The sequence below is a fragment of the Pseudomonas sp. RA_105y_Pfl2_P56 genome, from assembly GCF_963970845.1.
GTDB lineage: Bacteria > Pseudomonadota > Gammaproteobacteria > Pseudomonadales > Pseudomonadaceae > Aquipseudomonas > Aquipseudomonas baetica_A.
Genome location: NZ_CAXAPL010000051.1, coordinates 1 through 22270, shown reverse-complemented (window position 1 = coordinate 22270; position 22270 = coordinate 1). Strand labels below are relative to the sequence as shown.

The window sequence follows — 22270 nt, the reverse complement described above, 5'->3', positions numbered from 1 at the left end:
GTGTCTGGTTCGTTGCTGAAAAAGTTTGGGCCTGAAAAAACAAAACCCCCGGTCGGGGAGCCGACCGGGGGTTGAGAAATCTCTGGTAGGCGACCCGTTTTCATGGGCGCCGGTGGGTATCAGGCGCGCCAGTGGCTAAACCAATACCCAAAATAAAAGCTGACCGAAGCGCAAACGTCTTTCGCCTGGGCAGCCACAACCGAGCGCAGGGCGCTGGCGGTACGAAGCTGTAAGAGGGCGTTGAACATGGTTTGTCTCCGATGAATGCGCCGAGCTTACTAGAGGCCGATACGCCATATCAATCAGAAAATGCTATCGCATCACTCACAAAACGCCTATCGCTTGAGTGCTGCAAGGGTTGTGACACACTCCGCGTTTCGCCTGATGACCAAGGAAGAATGACGAACCATGTCGACACTCACCATTGCTGCCGCCCAGATAACGTCGATAAAGGGGGATCTTGGCGCAAACATTGCCCGTCACAGGCGTTTTATCGAGGCCGCGGCGCAGCAGGGCGTCGAATTGCTGGTGTGCCCTGAATTATCGCTGACCGGCTATGAAGGGGAAAAAGCGGCTGCGTTGGCCATTGACCCGCAAGACTCTGTGCTCGAGCCGTTACGGTATTTGGCCCGAAAGCTCGGCATCACGACTGTCGTCGGTATGCCAATACGGCTGGAAGGGCGTTCGGCGGTATTGATCGGTGCGCTGGTCCTGGGTGCCGATGGCTCGCTTGAGGTGTACAGCAAACAACATCTGCACTCGGGTGAGGAGATTGTCTTCGTTCCCGGCCACGGAGGGCCGGCCTTGAGCATTGGCAAGGATACGGTTGCGCTGGCGGTCTGCGCCGACTTCTCTCATGCCAGTCATGCCGCAGCGGCCGCTGATCGAGGCGCGAATCTTTACGCTGCGGGTGTCTTGATCAGTGAGAAAGGTTATGTAGCAGACACCGCGCTGCTTGCGGGTTATGCCAGGCAACACAAGATGGCTGTGTTGATGGCCAACCACGGCGGCCTCACCGGCGGATGGCAGTCAGCAGGGCGAAGCGCGATCTGGTCCGAGGAGGGTTCGCTGATTGTTTCGGCGCCGGGGGCGGGTGATCTTCTGGTGGTTGCCCGTCGCGATGCAGGTGAATGGCGGGGTCAGGTCGTTGCCATTTCGGAGGCTCAATGACATTCCAGCTCAGGCGTGCGACTTCAGAGAACCTGGCGTTTTCGCGAAATCTCACTTGTCAGAACATGCTGCGCTATTACATTCACCATGACCTGTTGTGGCAGGACGAAGCGTTTGACGTGGCCTGGTCGGGGCGCGAGAACTGGCTGATATTAGTGGCTGATACACCTGCAGGATTTTTCAGCCTCAGCCGGGATGCGCGGGCCCTGTATATTCGCGAATTGCAAATTGCTGAAGCCTTTCAGGGGAGGGGCGCGGGTTCCTGGGCAATTGATCAGGTTATTGGCATGGCCCGTCAAGAAAAGCGTCCGGCTTTGCGCCTGACGGTGTTTGAAAATAATCCAGCGAAAAATTTGTATCAGAGAAAAGGACTGCGAGTACAAGGCGAAGACGAGTGTTTTCTGCGCATGCAGTTGGATATCAGTACACCTGTGCTCTGAAACCCATGTCCGGCAAGCCTTCTATGATGAATTGAAACTTTTTTAATGATGCTTGCCGCTAGGTCTGTCGGACACTTTTTGCTAAGGTGTCCGGCATCCCAATAAGACCATATCGCGAGGTGTCTGCTTGATTAGGGTGCTAGTGGTCGATGACCATGATCTCGTTCGTACAGGCATTACACGAATGCTGGCCGATATTGATGGTCTGCAGGTGGTTGGCCAAGCCGAGTCCGGGGAAGAATCCCTGATCAAGGCCCGAGAGTTGAAGCCCGATGTGGTTCTGATGGACGTCAAGATGCCTGGCATCGGCGGCCTCGAAGCCACGCGCAAACTGCTGCGCAGTCATCCTGACATCAAGGTGGTCGCGGTTACGGTGTGTGAAGAGGATCCTTTTCCTACACGATTGCTGCAGGCCGGCGCTGCGGGTTATCTGACCAAGGGCGCGGGGCTGCCGGAAATGGTGCAGGCCATTCGCCTGGTTTTTGCCGGCCAGCGCTATATCAGCCCGCAAATTGCACAGCAATTGGCGATCAAATCCTTTCAGCCGTCCAATGATTCGCCTTTCGACGCCTTGTCCGAGCGCGAGATTCAGATTGCGTTGATGATTGTTGGCTGTCAGAAAGTACAGATCATTTCCGACAAATTGTGTCTGTCGCCGAAAACCGTGAACACCTATCGCTATCGCATTTTCGAGAAGCTTTCGATCAGCAGCGATGTCGAGTTGACGCTGTTGGCGGTTCGTCACGGCATGGTCGATGCCAGCCTCTGACCATGACTGAAACATTCGATTCCGGCGCCTTTCTGTCGACCGTCAGTGGGCGCCCCGGCGTCTATCGCATGTTCGACAGCGATGCGCGTCTGCTCTACGTAGGCAAGGCCAAGAACCTCAAGAAACGTCTGGCGAGCTACTTTCGCAAAACGGGTCTGGCGCCAAAAACGGCTGCGCTGGTCGGGCGTATTGCTCAGGTCGAAACGACCATCACCGCCAACGAAACTGAAGCGCTGTTGCTTGAGCAGACCCTGATCAAGGAGTGGCGGCCGCCGTACAACATCCTGTTGCGCGACGACAAATCCTATCCTTATGTCTTTCTGTCTGACGGACAGTTCCCGCGTCTGAGCATCCATCGCGGGGCGAAAAAGGCCAAGGGCAAGTATTTCGGTCCTTATCCGAGTGCCGGTGCAATACGCGAAAGTCTGAGCTTGCTGCAAAAGACGTTTTTTGTTCGTCAATGTGAAGACAGCTACTACAAGAACCGCACCCGGCCGTGTCTGCAATATCAGATCAAGCGCTGCAAGGCGCCGTGTGTCGGGCTGGTTGAGCCTGATGTCTATGCTCAGGACGTGCGTCACTCGGTAATGTTTCTCGAAGGGCGCAGTCATGCGCTGACCAATGAGCTGTCTGCGGCGATGGAGGAGGCTGCGATCAATCTTGAATTCGAGCGTGCTGCCGAGTTGCGTGATCAGATCGCTTTGCTGCGTCGGGTTCAGGATCAGCAGAGCATGGAAGGCGGTACGGGCGATATCGATGTCATCGCCGCCTTCGTCAACCCGGGCGGCGCTTGCGTGCATTTGATCAGTGTCCGTGGCGGACGCGTGTTAGGCAGCAAGAATTTCTTCCCGCAAGTGGGGATCGAAGAGGACGTTTCTGAAGTGATGGCAGCGTTTCTCGGGCAATACTTCATCAGTAGCCCGGAGCGCGATTTGCCGAGCGAGCTGATCGTGAACGTGGTGCACGACGATTTTCCGACGCTGATCGAGGCGATTCATGGATTGCGTGGCCGCGAATTGGCCATCAGCCACAGGGTGCGTGGCACCCGAGCGCGCTGGCAGCAACTGGCCGTTACCAACGCAGAGCAGGCGTTGGGCGCGCGTCTGGCCAATCGTCAACATACGGCAGCGCGTTTTGAAGCGCTGGCGCAAGTGTTAAACCTCGATGAGCCTCCGCAGCGCCTGGAGTGCTACGACATCAGTCATTCCAGCGGTGAGGCAACGGTCGCCTCCTGTGTGGTCTTTGGCCCGGAAGGCGCGATCAAATCGGATTACCGCCGCTACAACATTGAAGGCGTCACGGCGGGTGACGACTATGCCGCCATGCACCAGGCCTTGACGCGACGCTTCAGCAAACTCAAGGATGGCGAGGGCAAGCTGCCGGACATCTTGTTGGTCGACGGTGGTAAAGGCCAGTTATCGATGGCCCGTGACGTCCTCAACGAGTTGGCCGTGCCGGACCTGATTTTGCTCGGTGTTGCCAAAGGCGCAACTCGCAAGGCTGGTTTCGAAACGTTGTATCTGAATGATGCCGCGCACGAGTTCACTCTACGCGGCGACTCGCCGGCGCTGCACCTGATTCAGCAGATCCGCGATGAGGCCCACCGTTTCGCAATTACCGGACACCGAGCTCGCCGCGGCAAAACCCGCCGTACGTCAACCCTGGAAGGCGTTGCCGGCGTAGGACCGACCCGGCGTCGCGACTTATTGAAACATTTTGGTGGATTGCAGGAGCTGTCTCGTGCAAGCATCGAAGAGATCGCCAAAGCCCCGGGGATCAGTAAAAAGCTCGCAGAGTCGATTTATGCAAACCTGCATAGCGAGTAGAATGCCCCTTCACCTCGTAGCCAGTTGTGCCGATGAATATCCCTAATCTGATTACCGTTTTACGCGTCCTGCTTATCCCGATCTTTATTTTGCTGTTTTATTTGCCTTACGAATGGAGTTACATGGCCTCCGCCTCGGTGTTTGCCTTCGCGGCAGCGACGGACTGGCTGGATGGTTACCTGGCCCGCCGCCTGGAACAAAGCACTCCGTTCGGAGCGTTCCTGGATCCGGTTGCTGACAAACTCATGGTCGCGGTGGCTCTGGTGCTGTTGGTGCAAGAACATGGCAATCTGTGGCTCACGCTGCCCGCCGCCGTGATCATTGGTCGCGAGATTGTCGTTTCTGCTCTGCGTGAGTGGATGGCCGAACTCGGTGCTCGCGCTCATGTCGCAGTTTCGAACCTGGGCAAATGGAAAACCGCCGCGCAAATGCTCGCGTTGGTGATCCTGCTGGCCAATCCCAAGGACTTCAGCTTCTGGGTCATTCTGGGTTACGTCTTGCTGTTGGTGTCCGCAGGCTTGACGCTGTGGTCGATGATTCAATACCTTCGTGCCGCCTGGCCGCACCTGAAGACGGATGTTGAAAAGAAATAAAACTTTTTTGAATCAAGGGGTTGACGAAGCTTCTTAATTCTATAGAATGCGCATCACCAAGCGGGAATAGCTCAGTTGGTAGAGCACGACCTTGCCAAGGTCGGGGTCGCGAGTTCGAGTCTCGTTTCCCGCTCCAATTTGTACGTGTTTGTTGTTCGCTGCTGACAGCAAATGCTTTGAGGCCGAGTAGCAAAATGGTTATGCAGTGGATTGCAAATCCACCTACGCCGGTTCGATTCCGACCTCGGCCTCCACTATAAACAAGCTCCGTAGATCCATGATTTACGGAGCTTTTTTATTTGCAATCCGCGGCAAGATTTAGTCTTGAATTTCGTGTTTGCGAACTTGCTTCACCGGGGAGTGATGTATATATTTCCCCCTCTGCTGTACGAGCAGAGATCAGCTACACCGCGCTACCGCCCGAATGGCGAAACTGGTAGACGCATGGGACTTAAAATCCCCCGCTCGTAAGGGCGTGCCGGTTCGATTCCGGCTTCGGGCACCATGAATATCAAAGGCCTGCATGAGATTTCTCATGCAGGCCTTTATCGTTTGCGCTCCGCAATTTGAAGTCTGCTCCGCGCTGTGCCAGTTCGTGATGACTTTCGCTCTGAGCCGTTCCCCGATGTAATCATCCTTCATCGCCATGGCGATATGTCCAAGTGGTAGCTTGCGCTGCTTCCTGCTTCCTGCTTCCTGCTTCCTGCAAAGTTCCGCATCCGAAGTCGCCTCGCAAAAACGAGAGATGACGCCGCTAGGAATATTCCTACAAGTGCACGGAAAACTCCTACATCAGCATCCTCCCCGTGTCTCGATAATTGCCCCAGACGAAACGCCTTGACCCGACGTCGGGCAGGCTCCGTCGATCCGTCTGAAGGCCGAGAGAAGGCTTGCAGACACTTCTCAATTATTTGGATGTGATCATGAAAAAGTTTGCCCTCAAAGGTTTGACTCTCGCTCTGGTTCTCGGTGCAGCCTCGCAGGCGGCAATGGCGGCTGATGGTGAAATCAACACCACGGCACCTGGCTGCAACGTGGCTGGCAAAAAAGCTGTGGTCAAGTTCCTGTCCCTAAGCGGTAACGCTGGCGCGAGCGGGCAATGGCTCGGTCTGGTTCCGGAGGCTGGCGTTGCTACCAACGTTGCCGTGCAGATCAAGGATGCCTCCGGCAAGGACCTGCAACTGGGTCTGGAGTCTTCTCCTTATCTGGATTTGACTCAGCCACTGCGCTTCACCGCCAACTACATCGCTACCGGCGTCGCGACCTCGGGTCCGGCCAATGCCAAAGCTGCGTTTACCGTCGACTACCAGTAGGTTCCGTCGATGCACAGCCAGTGGCGCTGCGCTCTGGCTGTCCTTCCCCTCGCTACGGCCGCGACGGTCGTAGCGACAAGAGGATGACCAAAATGCAAAATTTTGTTTTCCCTTTCAAGACGACTGCGATAGCGAGCCTTTTGTTAAGCAGCATGCTGCTCAGTGGCATCAGCCAGGCCGGTGTGATGCTCGGTGGCACGCGAATCGTCTTTGATGGCAACAAGCGTGATGCCTCCATCAGCGTCAGTAACACGACATCTCAACCTTACGCGGTGCAAACCTGGATCAACACCGAAGCGGACGACAACACCACGCCGACACCGTTTGTAGCGACGCCGCCACTGTTTCGTCTGGACCCTCGCAAAGAGCAAATGGTCAGGGTTCAGAAGGTCCCGGGCGACCTGCCGAAGGATCGCGAATCGGTGTTCTATTTCAATGCCCAGGAAATTCCGGTCGCCGGCAACGCTGACGAAAACACCCTGAAAATTGCTATGCGTACTCGGATCAAGTTGTTCTATCGACCAGCCGACCTCAAGGGTAATCCGCTGGACGCCCTTGACCGTCTGCGCTGGAGCCTCACGCAAGTGCAGGGAAAGCCTGTGCTGGTGGTTGAAAACCCTTCGGCGTTCCATGTCTCGTTTTTCGGTGTGAAAGTCGTTGCGGGTACACATTTCGTCGAAGTCAACGAACCGAAAATGGTCGCCCCTATGAGTAGTCAGCGCTATCCGCTGCCGGGTTTCAGTGGTCGCAGCGGGGAGGTGATGTTCTCTGCGATCAACGATTACGGCGGTTACAGCCCACCTCAGACAGTGACCCTGACCAGCGCCCCATAACGCTCTCGTCCTTTTCCTTGCGAATGTCTCTGCACGCTGCCTCGGCCGAGTGGCGGCAGCGTATTGAGTATTGTCATGCGAACCCATGCCCCGAATCTTGACTGCCTGTCTGTGCCTTTTACTCCGCTGCGGTTGTCCGTCGCCATCCTGGCGGCGTTGGTGCCAGGGTGGGTGCACGCTAACGAGCCGGCGAAATTTGACTCCAGCTTCATGCAGTCATTTGGCGGCACCCATGCTGGTCCGAACCTTGATCTGGACGCCGTCGCCAACAGCGGTAGCATTGGGCCGGGCACCTATCCGGTGGTCGTTCGCTTGAATCAGAGCTTTTTCGACCGACGTGACATCACCTTCGTCAAGGATGAGCAGAGCGCTCAAGTGCGTGCGTGTCTGACGGCCGGCTTCTTGACCGAGCTTGGGGTCAAACTGGACGCGTTCCAAACGCCTGGAAAAGCACTGAGCGATTGCATCGATCTGGCTGCGCTGATTGAGGGCGCGTCAGTGAGTTTCGATGCCAACCGCTTGGCGTTGGACATCAGCGTGCCGCAGATCGCCTTGCGCCGCGATGCCGCTGGTTATGTTGCTCCTCAGGAATGGGATCGCGGGATCACTGCCGGTATGCTCAACTATCAGCTCTCGGCTGCGCAGACGCAAAGTGACGCTCGTGGCAACAGCAACCAATACAACCTTTACGGCAACGGTGGTTTTAACCTGGGGGAATGGCGCTTTCGTTCCAGGCCTTCGTTCCGTCAGGATCAGGACGGCGAGCGTGATTGGCAGCGCGGCAACACCTACGCGCAACGTGATCTGACCTGGATCAAGGGCACCTTGACGCTGGGGGAGAGTTTTACGCCCGGTGATGTGTTCGACAGCATCCCGTTTGCACAGGCCTCACTGGCTTACGGCTTGCCGTTCGATCTGACCTTATATGGTGGCCTGTTGGGCGCCGATTTCTATCGCGCCGGGGTAGCGCCGCTTAAGGCGCGATATATCCAGACCGCAGAGGGGGCTACGCCCACACCGGGCAGCGCAAACGGCTATGCAAGTTTTTCGGTTACTTACCGTTAAGCCAAAGGCTATTGGTTGGCCGTGCGGCCAAAACAAAAAAAACGCTCTTCTATATAACCACCGTAAAAAACGGGCTGATATTTATCAGTCCGTTTTTTTATGCCGCTCTAAACGAATGCCTGCCCGGCAAATCCGCGAGGCAATCGCTGGAGTCCTGCTATCGCTGTCAGACGCTCAATCCATTCCGCACGCCAGTTTGCTGCGCCGTGGGAGGCTTTTGCTTGGCGTGCAGTGCGTCGAGCCGCATTGCGGTGGTCTTTTCTGGCCTGTTTGTAGGCATCGGTGTTACGGCAACTACGGCACTTCACTCGATTGAGTTCTCGACTCGCAGTGAGATGTTTACCTTTATGACCGCAGGCCAGATGCCCGTCGACGTTGAAGTGGATAACCATGAGCCGTCTCCTTCGTGACATGTACAGTTTATGACAGCCCACAGCCGGTGCCGTTCGGTGACTGCAGCAGACAAAAAAACACCCGCATGCGGGCGGGTGAGAGAGGTGTGTACTAAAGGAGTGATTTCACTTTAAGCGTACTGATGTGATGGCGATGTGAAAAGTAAGCGCGAGCGCCGCAGGCCCGTAAATACCGGGCAGGCGACAATCCTGTGAGGCATGTGCCACCGCTGATAAGGCCCGAAACAATGACTGCTGGCGCTATTTGAATCGAGGCAGTGGCCGATCGATTGGCTTGAGCGCCGACAGCGTGTTGCGAATCAGCGGCGCGTCCTTTTCGATATCGTTCAGGCGATCACGGATGCGCAGCGCGGTCGGGTGTCCGCCTTGGTGATCGACCCAGTCGGCGATCTCTTTGCAAGCCGCTGCGAGGCGTGCTTGCCGGGCGTCGAGCAGGGTGAGGAGGGTGGTGATGGACTCTTTTTCGGACATGAAACACCTCCGTTCTATGAAACCGCTGAGCGGCAGCAAAAAGCCCGCGAGTTGCGAGCTTTCTGCCATTGGGGCGCTGCTCCTTCAGCAGGTTTCAGTATAGACCCGCATTTGATCAGCATCAGGCCGAAGACTGTCGGGCCGGTATGGGCGAACTGACTGCATTGAGCCGCTTGCATTCGCGCCGTGCGTCCTCCTCGGCGTCGTAGCCATCACCGATGAAGCCGCCTGTGCGCGTATCGCAGATGCGAAACCAGCCCAAGGCTTCGGCTGGATCATGCTGGCTGTCTTCGGCGCGTCGACCGTGAATGATGATCTTGTTGCAGCGCTTCACGACGAAAATGTCTTCCATGGCGTCACCGCAGCTGATTCGTGTCACATCAACTATAGAAGGCCTTGGCTATCGTGCAAAAAATAGACAGTTCAGCTCGTCGGTTGCCAGCGCCAACCTGTGGGCCCCCAGGTCAGCCAATGAGTGGGGTTTAACGCTCGGAGAAACGCTTGGTCGTGGGAAATCGCGACAATTGAGCCGGGAAAGGTCTTTAAGGCTTGTTCGAAGGCTTCTACGCAGGGCAGATCGAGATGGTTGGTTGGCTCATCGAGCAGCAGCAATTGCGCGGGCGTCTGGCGCCACAGTGCCAATGCAAGGGCCGCTTTCAGGCGCTCACCGCCACTGAGTGAGGCACAGGGGCGGGTGACACACTGCGCGTTCAATTGCAGGTGCGCCAGGTAGCTGCGCAAGGTGCCCTCGTCCAAGGGTGTTCGCTGCGCTTTGAGCTGCTCAACAATGCTCATGCGATTATCCAGCTGCGTCAGGTGTTGATCGAGGAAGGCGCTAGGCACGTGGGTGGTGCAGTCACCGAACTCAGGTGTTAACTCACCGGCGAGCACTTTCAGCAGGATGGATTTGCCACACCCGTTTGGACCGCTGACGGCAACGCGCATCGGCCCGTGGAGGCTCAGGTTCAGCCAGGTTGAAGGCGCATCGACCGGCAGCCACGGCAAGCAGGCCTCGACGAGTGTGCAGATCTGGCGAGTACTCGGAACAGCGCTCCCCGGCAAATGGATCAGAATACCGTCGTCGGGCGCAACGTTCGTGTAGGCGTCACGCACTCTGGTATCCAGTTCGGATTTCCGTAACAGATGACCGGCCCGTACACGCCCCATGATTTCCCTCGCAGCCGCCTTCGCCGCACTTCGCTCGAAGCTCGCCATGTTGGCAGTTTGCGCATGGCGACGGCTGCAAGCGGCATGACGCTGGATCGTGTCGTGCTCATGCCGCAGCCGAGAACGCTCGCGCTGGCGTTCGTTTCGAGCTTGATCAAGCTGTGCTTGCGCGGCTGCTTGATGCACTCGACGCTGTTCGGAATACGCTGAATAGTTGCCGCTGAAGGTTGTCACACCGACTGGTGTGACTTCGACGATTCGCCGCATCTGCTCGAGTAATTGCCGGTCATGGCTGACGACAATCAAGCCACCGCGCCAGCGTTCGAGTTCACGCATCAGCCATTGCCGGCCCGCGTGGTCGAGATGATTGGTCGGTTCGTCCAGCACCAACAATTGCGCCTGACTCAACAGCGCGCCGATCAGCGCGATCCGGGCTTGCTGGCCACCGCTGAGATTGTCAGTCAGATCGTACGTGCCGATGTTGGGCAGCCCGGCCTCATCAAGTCGCTGACGCAAGCGCTCCGGCAGATCCCACCCTTCGCCGATGAGGTCAAAATCCTCGGCACTGGCGCTGCCCTGCTCGAGTCGCACCAGTGCTGCGAGTGCTCGCGCTGTGCCCGTAGCATCGGCAATAGTCTGACCGGGCCTGGAGGTGAAGGTTTGAGGGACGTAGCGCACCGAAACTGAACGCGTCACGTTGCCGGCGGTAGGCTCTAGCTGCCCGGCAATCAGCCGCGCGAGCACGCTTTTGCCGACACCGTTGCGCCCGACGACGGCGGTCGGCAGATGATCGAATTGCAAATTCAGTGCGTTAAAAATCATCTCGCCATTGGCGAACTGAAAATTCAGTTGATTCAGGGAGACGAGTGCAGACGTACGCGAGACGTGAGCCATCGGCACCTCCAAAAAATGTAGTGAAAACTGACAAACGCCGAGAACGGCGTGCCGCGCTTACATTTTTAGAAGGCCTGGTTGTTCACGTCTGCGGTCGTCCTGAGAAATGGAGAGGTCGATAGCCTAGATGACGCTGCCCAGTCGATCAAGTTGCGTGCGTCATATCGCCCATTCGTTCGAGAAACATCGCCAACGCTACTTCCTCGGTTCGCAAGCCCTTGCGCACGCGTGGGCGCGGCAGTTCAGCGAGAGCGCCGAGCATGAATTTTTCCACCACAGCGGGATGGATGTAACACTTGCGGCACACCGCCGGGGTGTTGCCCAACTGTTTGGCGACGCCTTTCACCATCTCCACGACATGCCGTTTCGCTTCGGTTTCTGACTCCCATTGCAGCTCGCGTAACACCGCCAATGCCAAGGCACTGCCTGCCCAGGTGCGGTAGTCCTTGGCGGTGAACTCGGCGCCGGTCAGGGTTTGCAGGTACGCGTTGACGTCGGAGGAACTCACGGTGTGCCGTTCGCCCTGCTCATCCAGATACTGAAACAGGTTTTGCCCGGGAATCTCCAGGCAGCGCTTGATGACGCGTGCCAGGCGTCTGTCCTTGACGGTGATCTGGTGTTCGATGCCGCTCTTGCCGCGAAACTGGAACAGGATCGCGTTGCCGTTGACCTCGACATGGCGACTGCGCAGGGTGGTCAAACCGTAGGAGCGATTGTCCCGGGCGTACTGCGTGTTGCCGACCCGGATCAACGTTGCGTCGAGCAACGTGATCACGGTGGCCATGACCTTGTCGCGGCTGAAGCCGGGAGCGGCCAACAGCGCTTCCAGTTGTTTGCGCAGTTTTGGCAGTGCCAGGCCGAACTCACGCAGCCGCGAGTATTTGTCGGCATCGCGCACTTTACGCCAGCGCGGGTGATAGCGGTATTGCTTGCGACCCCGGGCATCACGACCGGTAGCTTGCAAATGGCCGCGCGGGTCAGGGCAGATCCACACATCGGTATAGGCTGGCGGCACGGCGAGGGCGTTGAGGCGCTTGATCTCATCGGGATCGGTGATGCGCTGGCCCGAGGGCTCGAAATAGCTGAACCTGGCGCGCAGTTTTTTGCGGGTGATGCCGGGCTGTGTGTCGTCGACGTAATGCAGGTCGCAGGGCAGAGCGTCGGTCAACTCGGTATCGGGCATGGCAGCTTCCTTGGATGGCGCAGCGGTCGGTAAAACGATTGACCGCGCACTGAAGCCGTCGTGCCAATGATTTACGCGAGTACGGCGACCGCTTTGATCTGCGCCCAGAGCTGCTGGCCCGGATGCACGCCCAATTGATCCCGGGAAAATCGCGTAATGCGCGCCACTAACGCAGTGCCCCCAGCCTCGAGACGGATGAGCACATGGGCGGTGTTGTCTGCGGCCAGCTCGCTGACCACGGTCACCGGCAGCCGATTGAGAATGCTGCTGAACTCGCTGTTTTGCAGGGCCAGGCTGATGTCGCGCGCGTGCACCTTGCAGCGCAGGGCTTGGCCGATGGCCATTGGTGCGTGTGCTACGCGAATGCTCATATCGGTCGCCGGCAGTTGCAGGCTGAGCAACTGATATTGCGCATCGTAGGCGCTGACCAGCCCTTCAATGATCACGCCTGCGTCATCGCCCATCGCCATCGGCAAGTCCAGGCGAGCGAGCGTTTCCCCGATCGGGCCGCTGGCCAATGCCTTGCCGTCGCTGAGCAATACCAAGTGATCGGCCAGGCGCGCAACCTCGTCCTGCGCATGACTGACGTACAGCACCGGAATATCCAGTTCGTCGTGCAGGCGTTGCAGGTAGGGCAGGATTTCGCTTTTGCGTTGGCTGTCGAGCGCGGCGAGTGGTTCGTCCATCAGCAGCAGTTTCGGACTGGTCAGCAGCGCACGGGCGATACCGACGCGCTGGCGTTCGCCGCCCGATAAATGCTGCGGATGACGCCCAAGCAAGTGGCCGATACCCAGCAGTTCGGTGGCTTGTGCCATGTCGACCCGGCGTGCGGATTTGGCGATGCGCTTGAGACCAAATTGCAGATTGGCCTGCACCGACAGGTGTGGAAACAGGCTGGCCTCTTGAAACACATAACCCAGTGCGCGTTTGTGCGGCGCCACGAAAATGCCGTTGTCGCTGTCGTGCCAGACTTCGTCGTTGATGCGGATGAAGCCTTGCTCTGCACGTTCCAGCCCGGCGATGCAGCGCAGGCAGGTGGTTTTGCCCGAGCCGGAATGACCGTACAGCGCGGTGACGCCGCGCCCCGGCAAATGCAGGTCGACGTCCAGATTGAAGCCGGGATAAGCGACTTTCAGGCGTGCATCAATCATCGATCAGCTCCAGCCAGCGCGGGTTTTGCGGCTGGAATAGAGCGCCAGCAACACCAGAAACGAGAACACCAGCATCGCGCCGGCCAGCCAGTGGGCCTGGGCGTATTCCATCGCTTCGACGTGGTCGTAGATTTGCACCGAGACCACGCGAGTCTTGTCGGGGATGTTGCCGCCAATCATCAGCACGACGCCGAACTCACCGACGGTATGTGCGAAGCCGAGGATCGCCGCGGTGATAAAGCCGGGGCGGGCCAGCGGCACAATCACGCTGAAAAAAGTGTCCCACGGATTAGCACGCAAGGTCGCGGCTACTTCCAGCGGGCGAGTGCCAATGGCGCAGAACGCGTTTTGCAACGGTTGCACCACGAACGGCATGGAGTAGATCACCGAACCGATCACCAGCCCCGTGAAACTGAACGTCAGCGTGCCGAGCCCTAGCCATTGGGTGAACTGGCCGACAACACCGTGCGGCCCCATCAGCAATAGCAGATAGAAGCCGATCACGGTCGGCGGCAGCACAAGGGGCAGGGCGACGATTGCTCCGATCGGGCCGCGCAGCCACGAACGGGTGCGCGACAACCACAGGGCAATCGGAGTGCCGACAACCAGCAGGATCGCGGTGGTCAGGGACGCCAGTTTCAGGGTCAGCCAGATCGCCGCGAAGTCGGCACTCGAGAGCGACATTTAGAGCTGATAACCGTACGATCTGATGATCGCGGCGGCTTTCGGGCCTTTGAGGTAGTCAACCAGGGCTTGGGCGGCAGCGTTGTTTTTGCCTTTGTTCAAGATCACTGCGTCCTGTTTGATCGGGTCGTGCATGGTGGCCGGAACAATCCACGCTGAACCGCTGCTGACTTTGCCGTCCTTGTAGATCTGTGACAGCGCAACGAAGCCCAGTTCGGCATTACCCGTGGAGACGAACTGGTAAGCCTGAGTAATGTTCTGGCCTTCAACGATCTTGGCCTGGGTGGCTTCGCCCAGTTTCAACGTTGCCAACACTTGTGTAGCGGCGAGGCCATAGGGTGCCGTTTTGGGGTTGGCGATGGACAGATGCTGGTATTCGTTGTTCTTCAGCACATCGCCTTTGGCGTCGACATATCCTTCTTTGGCCGACCACAGCGCGAGTGTGCCGATGGCATAAGTGAAGCGCGATCCCTTGACGATTTCGCCTTCGTTCTCAAGTTTTTCCGGTGTGGTGTCGTCCGCCGAGAGGAACACTTCGAAGGGAGCGCCGTTCTTGATCTGAGTGTAGAGCTGGCCTGTAGCGCCGTAGGCGGCGACCAGTTTGTGCCCGGTGTCTTTTTCGAAGTCGGCGGCAATGGCCTTGATCGGCGCGGTGAAGTTGGCGGCGACGGCAACCTGGACTTCATCAGCCTGGACTGCGCCGATGGCGAAAACCGCGAGCAAAGAGGCCAGGCAGGCAGGGACTAAACGTGAGGCACGAGTGATCATGTAACAGCTCCGTTGTAGGCGTGTGCAGAGGGTAGCTATTGCGCCGTTGCAATGAGTAAAAACGCTATATAGCGAAATATATAGCGAATTGCCGCCAAACGGAAAGTGCAGGTGAAAAACAGGGTGAGGACTTGCGTTCATCACCCTGATCTTCTTCACCGATGAGCCAGTTTGGTCAACGCCCCTTCGGCGAGTTGCCGAGTCAGTTCGGCACTGCTGACGTCCTGCCCCAGAGTAAAAGCCTGGCCAGCCCAGAGGTTGGCGAACTGCGCCTCATCTTTGGCCCGCAGTGGCATCAGTGCACCACCGGCCAACGGAAAGGCTGGCGCTGTGGGCGACATCGGCCCCAGTTCACGCATGACGCGGTTGAGAATGCCGCGGGCCGGGCGCCCGGTAAAAATGTTGGTGACGGCGGTTTCGCTTTCTTTGGCGGTGCGCAGAGCCCTGTGATGCGCGGCGCTGACGTTAGCTTCCGGGGTAAACAGGTACGCGGTGCCCACCTGAACCGCAGATGCGCCCAGCATAAACGCCGCCGCCACGCCACGAGCGTCGGCGATCCCACCGGCGGCAATCACCGGCACCTTCACCGCGTCGACCACCTGCGGCACCAGGGCGAAGGTGCCGACCTGGGTGTTCAGATCTTCGCTGAGAAACATCCCGCGATGTCCACCGGCCTCGTAGCCCATGGCGATGATCGCGTCACAACCGTTCTGCTCCAGCCAGAGGGCTTCATCGACGGTGGTGGCCGAAGACAGTATTTTCGCCCCGGTGGCTTTCACCCGATCCAGCAAGGATTTTTCCGGCAGGCCAAAGTGGAAGCTCACCACCTCAGGCCGGAACTCCTCCAGCACTTCGCACGCTGCCGCATCGAACGGCGCCCGGTTGGACACCGGTGTTGGCGCATCGAAGTCGACGCCCAGTTCGCGGTAGTACGGCTCCAGCCGGTGCTTCCAGTCGCGCGCGCGTTGCTCATCGACGGCGGGTGGCTGATGACAGAAGAAATTCACGTTGAAAGGTTTGTCGGTGTGCTGGCGAATCGTTTTCAGCGCTTCACGCAATTGCTCAATGCTCAGCATTGCCGCTGGCATCGAGCCAAGGCCACCGGCGTTGCACACGGCGATCACCATGGATGAATTCGTGGCGCCGGCCATCGGGCCTTGGATGATCGGCCATGCAGTGCCGAGCAAATTGATAATGCGGGTATCTGGCCATTGGCTCATGGGCACGGCTCTCCGAACGATGAAACGGGGCAAGGCCGGTTTTTTTAACAGCAAAACCGGACTCAGGGCCACTCTGAAATTCAGAACATCGCGCAGCGCAGTCGCTCAGCGCGGGTGGTGACCGATGCGCGAATTGGCAGAAAGTCGTGTGTGGCAACGCTCCGAGATGTGGTATTTGAAGGCTACGACAACCCTAAATCCATCCATGAGAGGCCATCATGTTCAACGGTATTCTGATCGACAAAGACGACAGCGGTTATCGCGCCAACCTGCAGCAGATCAACGAAGAGCACTTGCCCGAAGGCGATGTGACCGTAAACGTTGCGTACAGCACGCTCAATTTCAAGGACGGGCTGGCGATCACCGGCAACGGCCCGGTGGTGCGCAAGTTCCCGATGGTGCCGGGTATCGATCTGGCAGGCACGGTCGAGTTCAGTTCGCACCCGGACTATAAAGTGGGCGATCAGGTACTGCTCAATGGCTGGGGGGTGGGCGAAGGCCATTGGGGCGGACTGGCGCAGAAAGCGCGACTCAAGGGGGATTGGCTGATTCCGTTGCCCAAAGCCTTTAGCGCCGCGCAAGCCATGGCCATTGGCACGGCAGGTTACACGGCAATGTTGTGCATTATGGCGCTGGAGCGTAACGGCGTGACGCCGCAGCAGGGCGAGGTGCTGGTCACTGGCGCCAATGGTGGCGTTGGCAGTTTTGCTATCGCGTTGCTGAGCAAGCTCGGTTATCAGGTGGTGGCGTCCACGGGGCGGGTGTCTGAGCACGAATATCTGAAACAGTTAGGCGCAAGCGAAATCATCGACCGTGCAACCCTGTCCGAGCCGGGCAAACCACTGGCCAAGGAGCGTTGGGCGGGAGTGATCGACTCGGTCGGCAGCCACACATTGGCGAATGCCTGCGCCAGCACGCGCTCTGAAGGCACGGTCGCTGCGTGCGGTTTGGCCCAGGGTATGGACTTTCCGGCCTCGGTGGCACCGTTCATTTTGCGCGGTGTGACCCTGGCCGGCATCAACAGTGTGACCCAGCCCAAAGCGCGTCGACTGGAAGCATGGGATCGCCTGGCCAAGGATCTGGACTTTGCCTTGCTGCCCTTGATCAGCCATGAAATCGCCTTGAGCGAAGCCATCGATGCGGCGCCCAAATTGCTCGCCGGACAGCTTCGCGGCCGGGTTGTAGTCGACGTCAATCGCTAGGATTGCGTTTCACGCTCAAGCAATTGGCGTTTGCGCTCGACACCCCAGCGATAGCCCGAAAGATTGCCATCGCTGCGCACCACGCGGTGGCAAGGGATCGCCACGGCCAAGCGATTCGCGCCGCACGCCTGAGCGACGGCGCGCATGGAGGTCGGCGCGCCGATGCGCTGGGCAATATCGGCGTAACTGGCGGTGCTGCCGACCGGAATTTCCCGCAACGCCTGCCATACACGTTCCTGAAACGCCGTGCCGCGCACGTCCAGCGGCAGATCCAGACCAATCGCCGGGGCTTCGATAAACCCCACGACTTTGGCGATCAACTGTTCAAATCCAGCATCGGCGCCGATCAGGTTCGCCTTGCGAAACTTGTCTTGCAGATCGCACACCAGTTGGTGCGGATCATCGCCCAATAGAATGGCGCAAACTCCGCGCTCGCTTTGCGCCACCAGAATCGCCCCAAGCGAGCATTGGCCAACGGCGAAACGAATGTCGTTATTCTGCCCGGCGGCACGGTAGTCAGCCGGTTTCATTCCCAGCAATTGATCGGCGGATTCATAAAAGCGGCTGTTGGAGTTGAAGCCCGCATCGTAAAGCGCATCGGTCACCGAGCCACCATTGGACAGACGCTCACGTACTTTGCGTGAACGATGGGCGGCGGCGTAGTCCTTGGGCGTCAAACCTGTTGCAGCTTTGAATACTCGATGGAAATGAAACGGGCTCAGTCCCGCTGTCTTCGCCAGTTCGTTGAGCGCGGGCAAGGTTTCGGCGCACTCGATTTGCCGACAGGCCGCCGCGACTGTGGCGGCGTGCTGCGCGCTCACTTCGCTCTGATCTTTACTTGCGCGCTTACTGGGGCGATAACCGGCGGCTTCAGCTTGCTGCGCAGTATCGAAAAACTCGACATTCTGCGGCTTGGGCAATCGCGCATGGCTGCTTGGGCGGCAATAGATGCCCGTCGTTTTCACCGCGTAGACAAATTGTCCGTCCGCTTGTGGATTGCGCGCAACGACAGCAGCCCAGCGTGGATCGTCTTCAGTGGTGGGACGGGGCGAGAGCGTTTCCATGATCGATAGTCCGTTGACCTGTTTGATTCAGATTAACCGCAGTCGCCAACCCCAACACTCCGAGCCTTGCGGTCAAATTCTCAACGATCAGCCGGCGAGTCGAAAGGTCAGATTGATGCGCTGCTCACCCAACTGTGGATGCTGGCCGTGCTTGATCGGCAATACACCGTGAAAGCGCAATCGATCAACGCCACCCCAGATCACCATATCACCGTGCAGCAGAGGGATTCGCCGGCTCCTGTCGTTACGGTTGAAACCGCCGAATAGAAACATGGCCGGCAACCCTAGCGACAAAGAAACGATCGGCGCAGCGTAGGCTCTTTCGTCTTTGTCTTGATGCAATGACATCTTGGCGCCGGGGACATATTGGTTGATCAGGCAGGAGTCCGGGTAAAAGTCGGCAAATCCCGCACGCTCGGCGGCGCAGTGCGCAAGGTCGGACAATATCAAGGGCATGTCCGGCCAGGGCTGGCCGCTGAGTGGGTCGACGCTTGAATAGCGATAGCCGCTGCGATCGGTGATCCAGCCCAGGTGCCCGCAACTGCTGGTGCCCACCGACATGCTGAAACCGCCCGGTGTGACCATGTGGCGCAATGGCGCTGCCGCCAGAATCGCGGCCAATACCGGTAACAGTTGATCGACTATGGGCAGGGCAAACCCACGCAGCAACCACGATTGCTCGCCGATCTGCTCGGCGCGGGGTTGCTGCTCAGGTTCGTGATCGGCGAATAGATCAAAATGGCTCGGTTGCATGCGGGTCACAAAGTGTCGTGGACGCTAGCGGTCGAATTCTGGCGAAAGGTTACAGCGCTTTGCTGACGGCGATATCGCTGACTACGTCAGCCTGGTCGTGAATTGCACTCAGCGCTGCCTTGGCTTCTTCTTCTGTACCGTTTTCCAGTTGAGCGAACTCGAAGCGCCGCTCACCGTTGAGTTTGTACTTGATGACGTATTTGGTCGTTTGGGCCACGGTCATGTTTACCTGCCTGAAAGGGTGGGGCAGCTCAGCTGAGTTTGGTGCTGGAGCGGCGGATGATCTTGATCGAGTGAGTCAGCGTCGGCTTGCGGGTAACGCTGATTGGGCGACGGTTGACGGTGTCGATGGTGATGTTCCAGAAACCGGTGCTCGGCGCCGTAATGCGGGCCGGGAAGGTGTCGAAAGCGCCGCCGTGATAGGTGTGGCGACCACCATTTTTAAAGCTGCGAAAGTTGGCGTCGTTCATCAGACGGATGTTGCAGGTTTGCGAGCATTGGATGACGACGATGTCGTCTTCGTTGAGGTGCTCGCGCTGGTGAATAAATTTCATGGGCGCCTCCGGAAGGGCTTTTTCTACAAAATCAAAACGATAGCTTGTTAATGGGCGCAGTTTATCAGCCCGCACGGGTTATTATCTGGCCGTCGGACGTTGGATTGACAATTTTGAACACATATTCGCGATTGGATGCGGGTTAAATGCAAGAGACCTCGGAGAAAAACGGCATTTGTGCTGTCGGACGGTCTTTAACGGAGGTTTTGTATGAAGTGGGGTGTGGTGTGTCTGCCGTTGGTTTTGGCTGTAGGTGGTTGCGCAAGTGTTTCCGAAATCAATGAAACACTGCCGACCATGAGCGTGATCTCCGGCAAGAAGCCCCATGAGTACGCTCAATGCCTGGCCGAAAAACTGGCCGATAGCCGTGGCGCGCTGCAAGTGCAGGCGCACAAGGATGGGGTTCGAGTCATCGTTCCCGGGAAATTGTCCACGGGCGCGGCGGCCGTGTTTGACATCGAAGATCGCTCCGGCGGCAGCAGCATCAAGCTGCACGAGCGCATGTCCAATGTACCCGTGCGCCCACGTGATGTGCGTAACGCTGCCAACGCGTGTATTTCCGGCTGATAGACTACGGGTCATCAGCATCAATGCCGTCACAGTCATGCTGTGACGGCATTTTCATTTCTGGAGTTGCGATGAAGCGAGAGCAAGTACGAGAGCGCCACGCAGAGGGCCTGATCTCTGCCACCCATGTAATTCAGAACCCGGCGAATTCGGGCGAGTGGATCGTGTTTTTCAAGAAAAGCGCTGGGCGCAGTTATTTCCTGGTGGACGATAACGACGAAGTCGAGTCTTTCAATCGGCTTGACGATCTGATCGAAGTTGTACGCGGACTCGGGATCAAGTTCGCCGAAATCCACATGTAAGGTCTATTTGCAGACCACTACCACGCTGCGGTTTTTGTAGTTGCCGACATCGATACCCAATGTCTTGTCGCTTTCCTTCGAAGCTGGCGTGCCGTCCGTACCGACGATGCGATACCCGGTGCCCGCACAGGAGGCATCGGCCTTTTCATAGCAAGTGGCCCAGGAATTGGCTTCGCCGGAGCACTCGATGGTCAGGCCCTGTTCGCCGTTGTTCAGGTAAGTGGTTTGGGAGGTGGCACAACCGGTCAGGGCCAGTACCGCAATCAGTGGCAAAAAGCTGTTCAGGTTCATATTTGTCGTCTTTAACGAGGGGGACTAGACGCTCTGACAGCGCTGGTATGAAAAGGTTATAGCGATAGGCCACTTGTTTGCAGGCGAGCACAAAAAAGCCCTGCGCAAGGGCAGGGCTCCGGGGGAGGGCGCAGCAGATCAGTCCTGATCTTTGCCACGGCGCTTCGCCGATGCGGGAGTGTCCGTGAACACCGACGCGACATCAGTCGCCAGTTGTTCACTGTCGAAAGGCCCAGCGATGTGTTCGCCATTGGTGGTGGTCAGATTCCACTTGCCGTCTTTCTTGTCGATCACGTACCCGTTGATGATTTTTACCGCGGCCATCTATCTGTCTCGTTCGCTGGTTCAAAGGCGCCATGATACCGGCAAATGCTCGCATTGGGGGGCGATGAGCGTATGGTGATTCGGCTTGTCGGCATCTTTGAGCTACGCTGATCTGGCTACGCAAGATGCCGATGGAACTATCGGCGAGAATATTTCTCTATGATGGCATCGGTTAGCCAGTGCGGGGCATTGTAAGGTGCACGCCGCCTGATTAGACTGCGCCGAAACTCGTACACACAGCCCTTTCAAGGACTTATATGATCAAGAAATGCTTGTTCCCAGCAGCCGGTTACGGTACTCGCTTCCTGCCAGCGACTAAAGCCATGCCTAAAGAAATGCTGCCGGTGGTAAACAAGCCACTGATCCAGTACGGCGTTGAAGAAGCTCTGGACGCTGGCCTGACGGAAATTTCGATCGTTACCGGTCGTGGCAAGCGCGCTCTGGAAGACCACTTCGACATCAGTTACGAGCTGGAAAACCAGATCAAAGGCACCGACAAGGAAAAATACCTGGTCGGCATCCGCAAATTGCTGGACGAGTGCTCGTTCTCCTACACTCGTCAGACCGAAATGAAAGGCCTGGGCCACGCGATCCTCACCGGTCGCCCGCTGATTGGCGACGAACCGTTTGCCGTGGTGCTGGCGGACGACCTGTGTGTCAACCTTGAAGGCGACGGCGTACTGACCCAGATGGTCAAGTTGTACAAGCAGTTCCGCTGCTCGATCGTGGCCATCCAGGAAGTCGATCCGCAAGAAACCAACAAGTACGGCGTGATCTCCGGCGAGATGATTCGCGACGACATCTACCGCGTTCACAGCATGGTCGAGAAGCCAAAGCCGGAAGACGCTCCGTCGAACCTGGCGATCATCGGTCGTTACATCCTGACTCCGGACATCTTCGACCTGATCGAGCAAACCGAGCCAGGCAAGGGTGGCGAAATTCAGATCACCGATGCTTTGATGAAACAAGCCCAGAACGGCTGCGTAATGGCCTACAAGTTCAAAGGCAAGCGTTTCGACTGCGGTGGCGCTGAGGGCTACATCGACGCGACGAACTTCTGCTTTGAAAACTTCTACAAGACTGGCAAGGCTTACTGATTGTTCGGCTGGCTAGACATGAAAACGGCACCTTCGCAGACTGTGTGAAAACCTAGCAATCTGCGCAGCGCTCAATGAAAATGCTCCGTATCGAAAGATACGGAGCATTTTTCGTTATGGCTTACATCCAAGGAGAGTCTCGCAGCCAGACCAGCC

General features: G+C 57.7%; 28 protein-coding genes and 3 tRNA genes. 15 read left to right on the top strand and 16 right to left on the bottom strand.

From position 1 onward, the window contains the following. Positions 1-119: 119 nt before the first annotated feature. The gene (locus AACY11_RS25235) at positions 120-248 is read right to left on the bottom strand and encodes a hypothetical protein (protein WP_339495980.1); all 129 of its coding nucleotides are present in this window, start codon (positions 246-248) and stop codon (positions 120-122) included. 160 nt (positions 249-408) lie between these two features. On the opposite strand from AACY11_RS25235, the gene AACY11_RS25230 reads away from it, so the two are divergent. The 11 genes from AACY11_RS25230 (at position 409) to AACY11_RS25180 (ending at position 8009) form a co-directional block, all read left to right on the top strand. Then, the gene (locus AACY11_RS25230) at positions 409-1170 is read left to right on the top strand and encodes a carbon-nitrogen hydrolase family protein (RefSeq protein ID WP_339433157.1); all 762 of its coding nucleotides are present in this window, start codon (positions 409-411) and stop codon (positions 1168-1170) included. After that, positions 1167-1610, top strand: a complete 444-nt coding sequence (locus AACY11_RS25225; protein WP_339465919.1) for a GNAT family N-acetyltransferase — start codon at positions 1167-1169, stop codon at positions 1608-1610. Before AACY11_RS25230 ends, AACY11_RS25225 begins: the two co-directional genes overlap by 4 nt. Positions 1611-1737: 127 nt before the next feature. After that, entirely contained in the window at positions 1738-2379 is a 642-nt protein-coding gene (gacA, locus tag AACY11_RS25220; RefSeq protein ID WP_016984198.1) for a response regulator transcription factor GacA, read from the top strand. Between the two features lie 2 nt (positions 2380-2381). Next, positions 2382-4205: an excinuclease ABC subunit UvrC gene (gene uvrC, locus AACY11_RS25215; RefSeq protein ID WP_339495979.1), complete on the top strand. Its 1824-nt coding sequence runs from the start codon at positions 2382-2384 to the stop codon at positions 4203-4205. 32 nt (positions 4206-4237) lie between these two features. Beyond that, positions 4238-4798: a CDP-diacylglycerol--glycerol-3-phosphate 3-phosphatidyltransferase gene (gene pgsA, locus AACY11_RS25210; RefSeq protein WP_221729659.1), complete on the top strand. Its 561-nt coding sequence runs from the start codon at positions 4238-4240 to the stop codon at positions 4796-4798. Between the two features lie 60 nt (positions 4799-4858). Then, positions 4859-4934, top strand: a tRNA-Gly gene (locus tag AACY11_RS25205). Positions 4935-4978: 44 nt separating this feature from the next. Continuing rightward, positions 4979-5052, top strand: a tRNA-Cys gene (locus tag AACY11_RS25200). Between the two features lie 164 nt (positions 5053-5216). After that, positions 5217-5303 (top strand) — tRNA-Leu (locus AACY11_RS25195). A 418-nt stretch (positions 5304-5721) separates the two neighbouring features. After that, the gene (locus AACY11_RS25190) at positions 5722-6111 is read left to right on the top strand and encodes a fimbrial protein (protein WP_339433160.1); all 390 of its coding nucleotides are present in this window, start codon (positions 5722-5724) and stop codon (positions 6109-6111) included. Between the two features lie 92 nt (positions 6112-6203). Further along, the gene (locus AACY11_RS25185) at positions 6204-6944 is read left to right on the top strand and encodes a fimbrial biogenesis chaperone (RefSeq protein ID WP_339495978.1); all 741 of its coding nucleotides are present in this window, start codon (positions 6204-6206) and stop codon (positions 6942-6944) included. Between the two features lie 75 nt (positions 6945-7019). After that, a complete protein-coding gene (locus AACY11_RS25180) occupies positions 7020-8009 on the top strand; it encodes a FimD/PapC N-terminal domain-containing protein (RefSeq protein ID WP_339495976.1) in 990 nt (329 codons plus the stop codon). A 107-nt stretch (positions 8010-8116) separates the two neighbouring features. On the opposite strand, the gene AACY11_RS25175 is transcribed toward AACY11_RS25180, so the two are convergent. From AACY11_RS25175 to AACY11_RS25135, 9 genes are all read right to left on the bottom strand, one after another. Continuing rightward, the gene (locus AACY11_RS25175) at positions 8117-8401 is read right to left on the bottom strand and encodes a hypothetical protein (protein WP_221729736.1); all 285 of its coding nucleotides are present in this window, start codon (positions 8399-8401) and stop codon (positions 8117-8119) included. 261 nt (positions 8402-8662) lie between these two features. Beyond that, positions 8663-8893, bottom strand: coding sequence for a hypothetical protein (locus tag AACY11_RS25170; RefSeq protein ID WP_221729737.1), 231 nt, complete (start codon positions 8891-8893; stop codon positions 8663-8665). Between the two features lie 121 nt (positions 8894-9014). Next, positions 9015-9245 carry a hypothetical protein gene (locus tag AACY11_RS25165; protein ID WP_339495974.1) on the bottom strand — a complete coding sequence of 77 codons (231 nt, stop codon included), beginning with the start codon at positions 9243-9245 and terminating at the stop codon, positions 9015-9017. 71 nt (positions 9246-9316) lie between these two features. Further along, the gene (locus AACY11_RS25160; protein WP_339495972.1) at positions 9317-10954 is read right to left on the bottom strand and encodes an ABC-F family ATP-binding cassette domain-containing protein; all 1638 of its coding nucleotides are present in this window, start codon (positions 10952-10954) and stop codon (positions 9317-9319) included. A gap of 145 nt (positions 10955-11099) precedes the next feature. Continuing rightward, positions 11100-12137 (bottom strand): DNA topoisomerase IB, encoded by a 1038-nt coding sequence (locus AACY11_RS25155; RefSeq protein WP_339495971.1) that lies wholly within the window; start codon positions 12135-12137, stop codon positions 11100-11102. A gap of 71 nt (positions 12138-12208) precedes the next feature. After that, complete coding sequence (gene modC / locus AACY11_RS25150) at positions 12209-13288, bottom strand: molybdenum ABC transporter ATP-binding protein (protein WP_339495970.1); 1080 nt, start codon at positions 13286-13288, stop codon at positions 12209-12211. A 3-nt stretch (positions 13289-13291) separates the two neighbouring features. Further along, positions 13292-13972, bottom strand: coding sequence for a molybdate ABC transporter permease subunit (modB, locus tag AACY11_RS25145; RefSeq protein ID WP_339433167.1), 681 nt, complete (start codon positions 13970-13972; stop codon positions 13292-13294). Beyond that, complete coding sequence (gene modA / locus AACY11_RS25140; protein ID WP_339433168.1) at positions 13973-14740, bottom strand: molybdate ABC transporter substrate-binding protein; 768 nt, start codon at positions 14738-14740, stop codon at positions 13973-13975. Positions 14741-14895: 155 nt separating this feature from the next. After that, positions 14896-15960, bottom strand: a complete 1065-nt coding sequence (locus tag AACY11_RS25135; protein WP_339465907.1) for an NAD(P)H-dependent flavin oxidoreductase — start codon at positions 15958-15960, stop codon at positions 14896-14898. Between the two features lie 218 nt (positions 15961-16178). Between AACY11_RS25135 and acuI the strand changes: the two genes are divergently transcribed. Then, entirely contained in the window at positions 16179-17162 is a 984-nt protein-coding gene (gene acuI / locus AACY11_RS25130; protein WP_339433170.1) for an acrylyl-CoA reductase (NADPH), read from the top strand. Here acuI and ada read toward each other — a convergent pair. The 4 genes from ada to AACY11_RS25110 all read right to left on the bottom strand — a co-directional run bounded on the left by ada (position 17159) and on the right by AACY11_RS25110 (position 19533). Further along, positions 17159-18226, bottom strand: a complete 1068-nt coding sequence (ada, locus tag AACY11_RS25125) for a bifunctional DNA-binding transcriptional regulator/O6-methylguanine-DNA methyltransferase Ada (protein WP_339433171.1) — start codon at positions 18224-18226, stop codon at positions 17159-17161. The genes acuI and ada overlap by 4 nt on opposite strands. Before the next feature lie 87 nt (positions 18227-18313). Next, positions 18314-18979, bottom strand: a complete 666-nt coding sequence (gene alkB, locus AACY11_RS25120) for a DNA oxidative demethylase AlkB (RefSeq protein WP_339495987.1) — start codon at positions 18977-18979, stop codon at positions 18314-18316. 49 nt (positions 18980-19028) lie between these two features. Next, on the bottom strand, positions 19029-19202 hold the full coding sequence (locus tag AACY11_RS25115) for a hypothetical protein (RefSeq protein ID WP_339433172.1): 174 nt from the start codon (positions 19200-19202) through the stop codon (positions 19029-19031). A 28-nt stretch (positions 19203-19230) separates the two neighbouring features. After that, complete coding sequence (locus tag AACY11_RS25110) at positions 19231-19533, bottom strand: DUF1883 domain-containing protein (protein ID WP_007946189.1); 303 nt, start codon at positions 19531-19533, stop codon at positions 19231-19233. Positions 19534-19743: 210 nt separating this feature from the next. Between AACY11_RS25110 and AACY11_RS25105 the strand changes: the two genes are divergently transcribed. Together AACY11_RS25105 and AACY11_RS25100 are read left to right on the top strand one after the other, a co-directional pair. After that, positions 19744-20100: a hypothetical protein gene (locus AACY11_RS25105; protein WP_221729749.1), complete on the top strand. Its 357-nt coding sequence runs from the start codon at positions 19744-19746 to the stop codon at positions 20098-20100. Positions 20101-20171: 71 nt separating this feature from the next. Continuing rightward, complete coding sequence (locus tag AACY11_RS25100; RefSeq protein ID WP_150602362.1) at positions 20172-20402, top strand: hypothetical protein; 231 nt, start codon at positions 20172-20174, stop codon at positions 20400-20402. Positions 20403-20405: 3 nt separating this feature from the next. On the opposite strand, the gene AACY11_RS25095 is transcribed toward AACY11_RS25100, so the two are convergent. Both AACY11_RS25095 and AACY11_RS25090 read right to left on the bottom strand, forming a co-directional pair. Next, entirely contained in the window at positions 20406-20693 is a 288-nt protein-coding gene (locus AACY11_RS25095) for a hypothetical protein (protein ID WP_339433173.1), read from the bottom strand. 138 nt (positions 20694-20831) lie between these two features. After that, positions 20832-21017: a hypothetical protein gene (locus AACY11_RS25090; RefSeq protein WP_339433174.1), complete on the bottom strand. Its 186-nt coding sequence runs from the start codon at positions 21015-21017 to the stop codon at positions 20832-20834. 257 nt (positions 21018-21274) lie between these two features. Here AACY11_RS25090 and galU point away from each other — a divergent pair, with 257 nt between their 5' ends. Next, positions 21275-22114 (top strand): UTP--glucose-1-phosphate uridylyltransferase GalU, encoded by an 840-nt coding sequence (gene galU, locus AACY11_RS25085; protein WP_105345983.1) that lies wholly within the window; start codon positions 21275-21277, stop codon positions 22112-22114. Positions 22115-22270 lie beyond the last annotated feature (156 nt).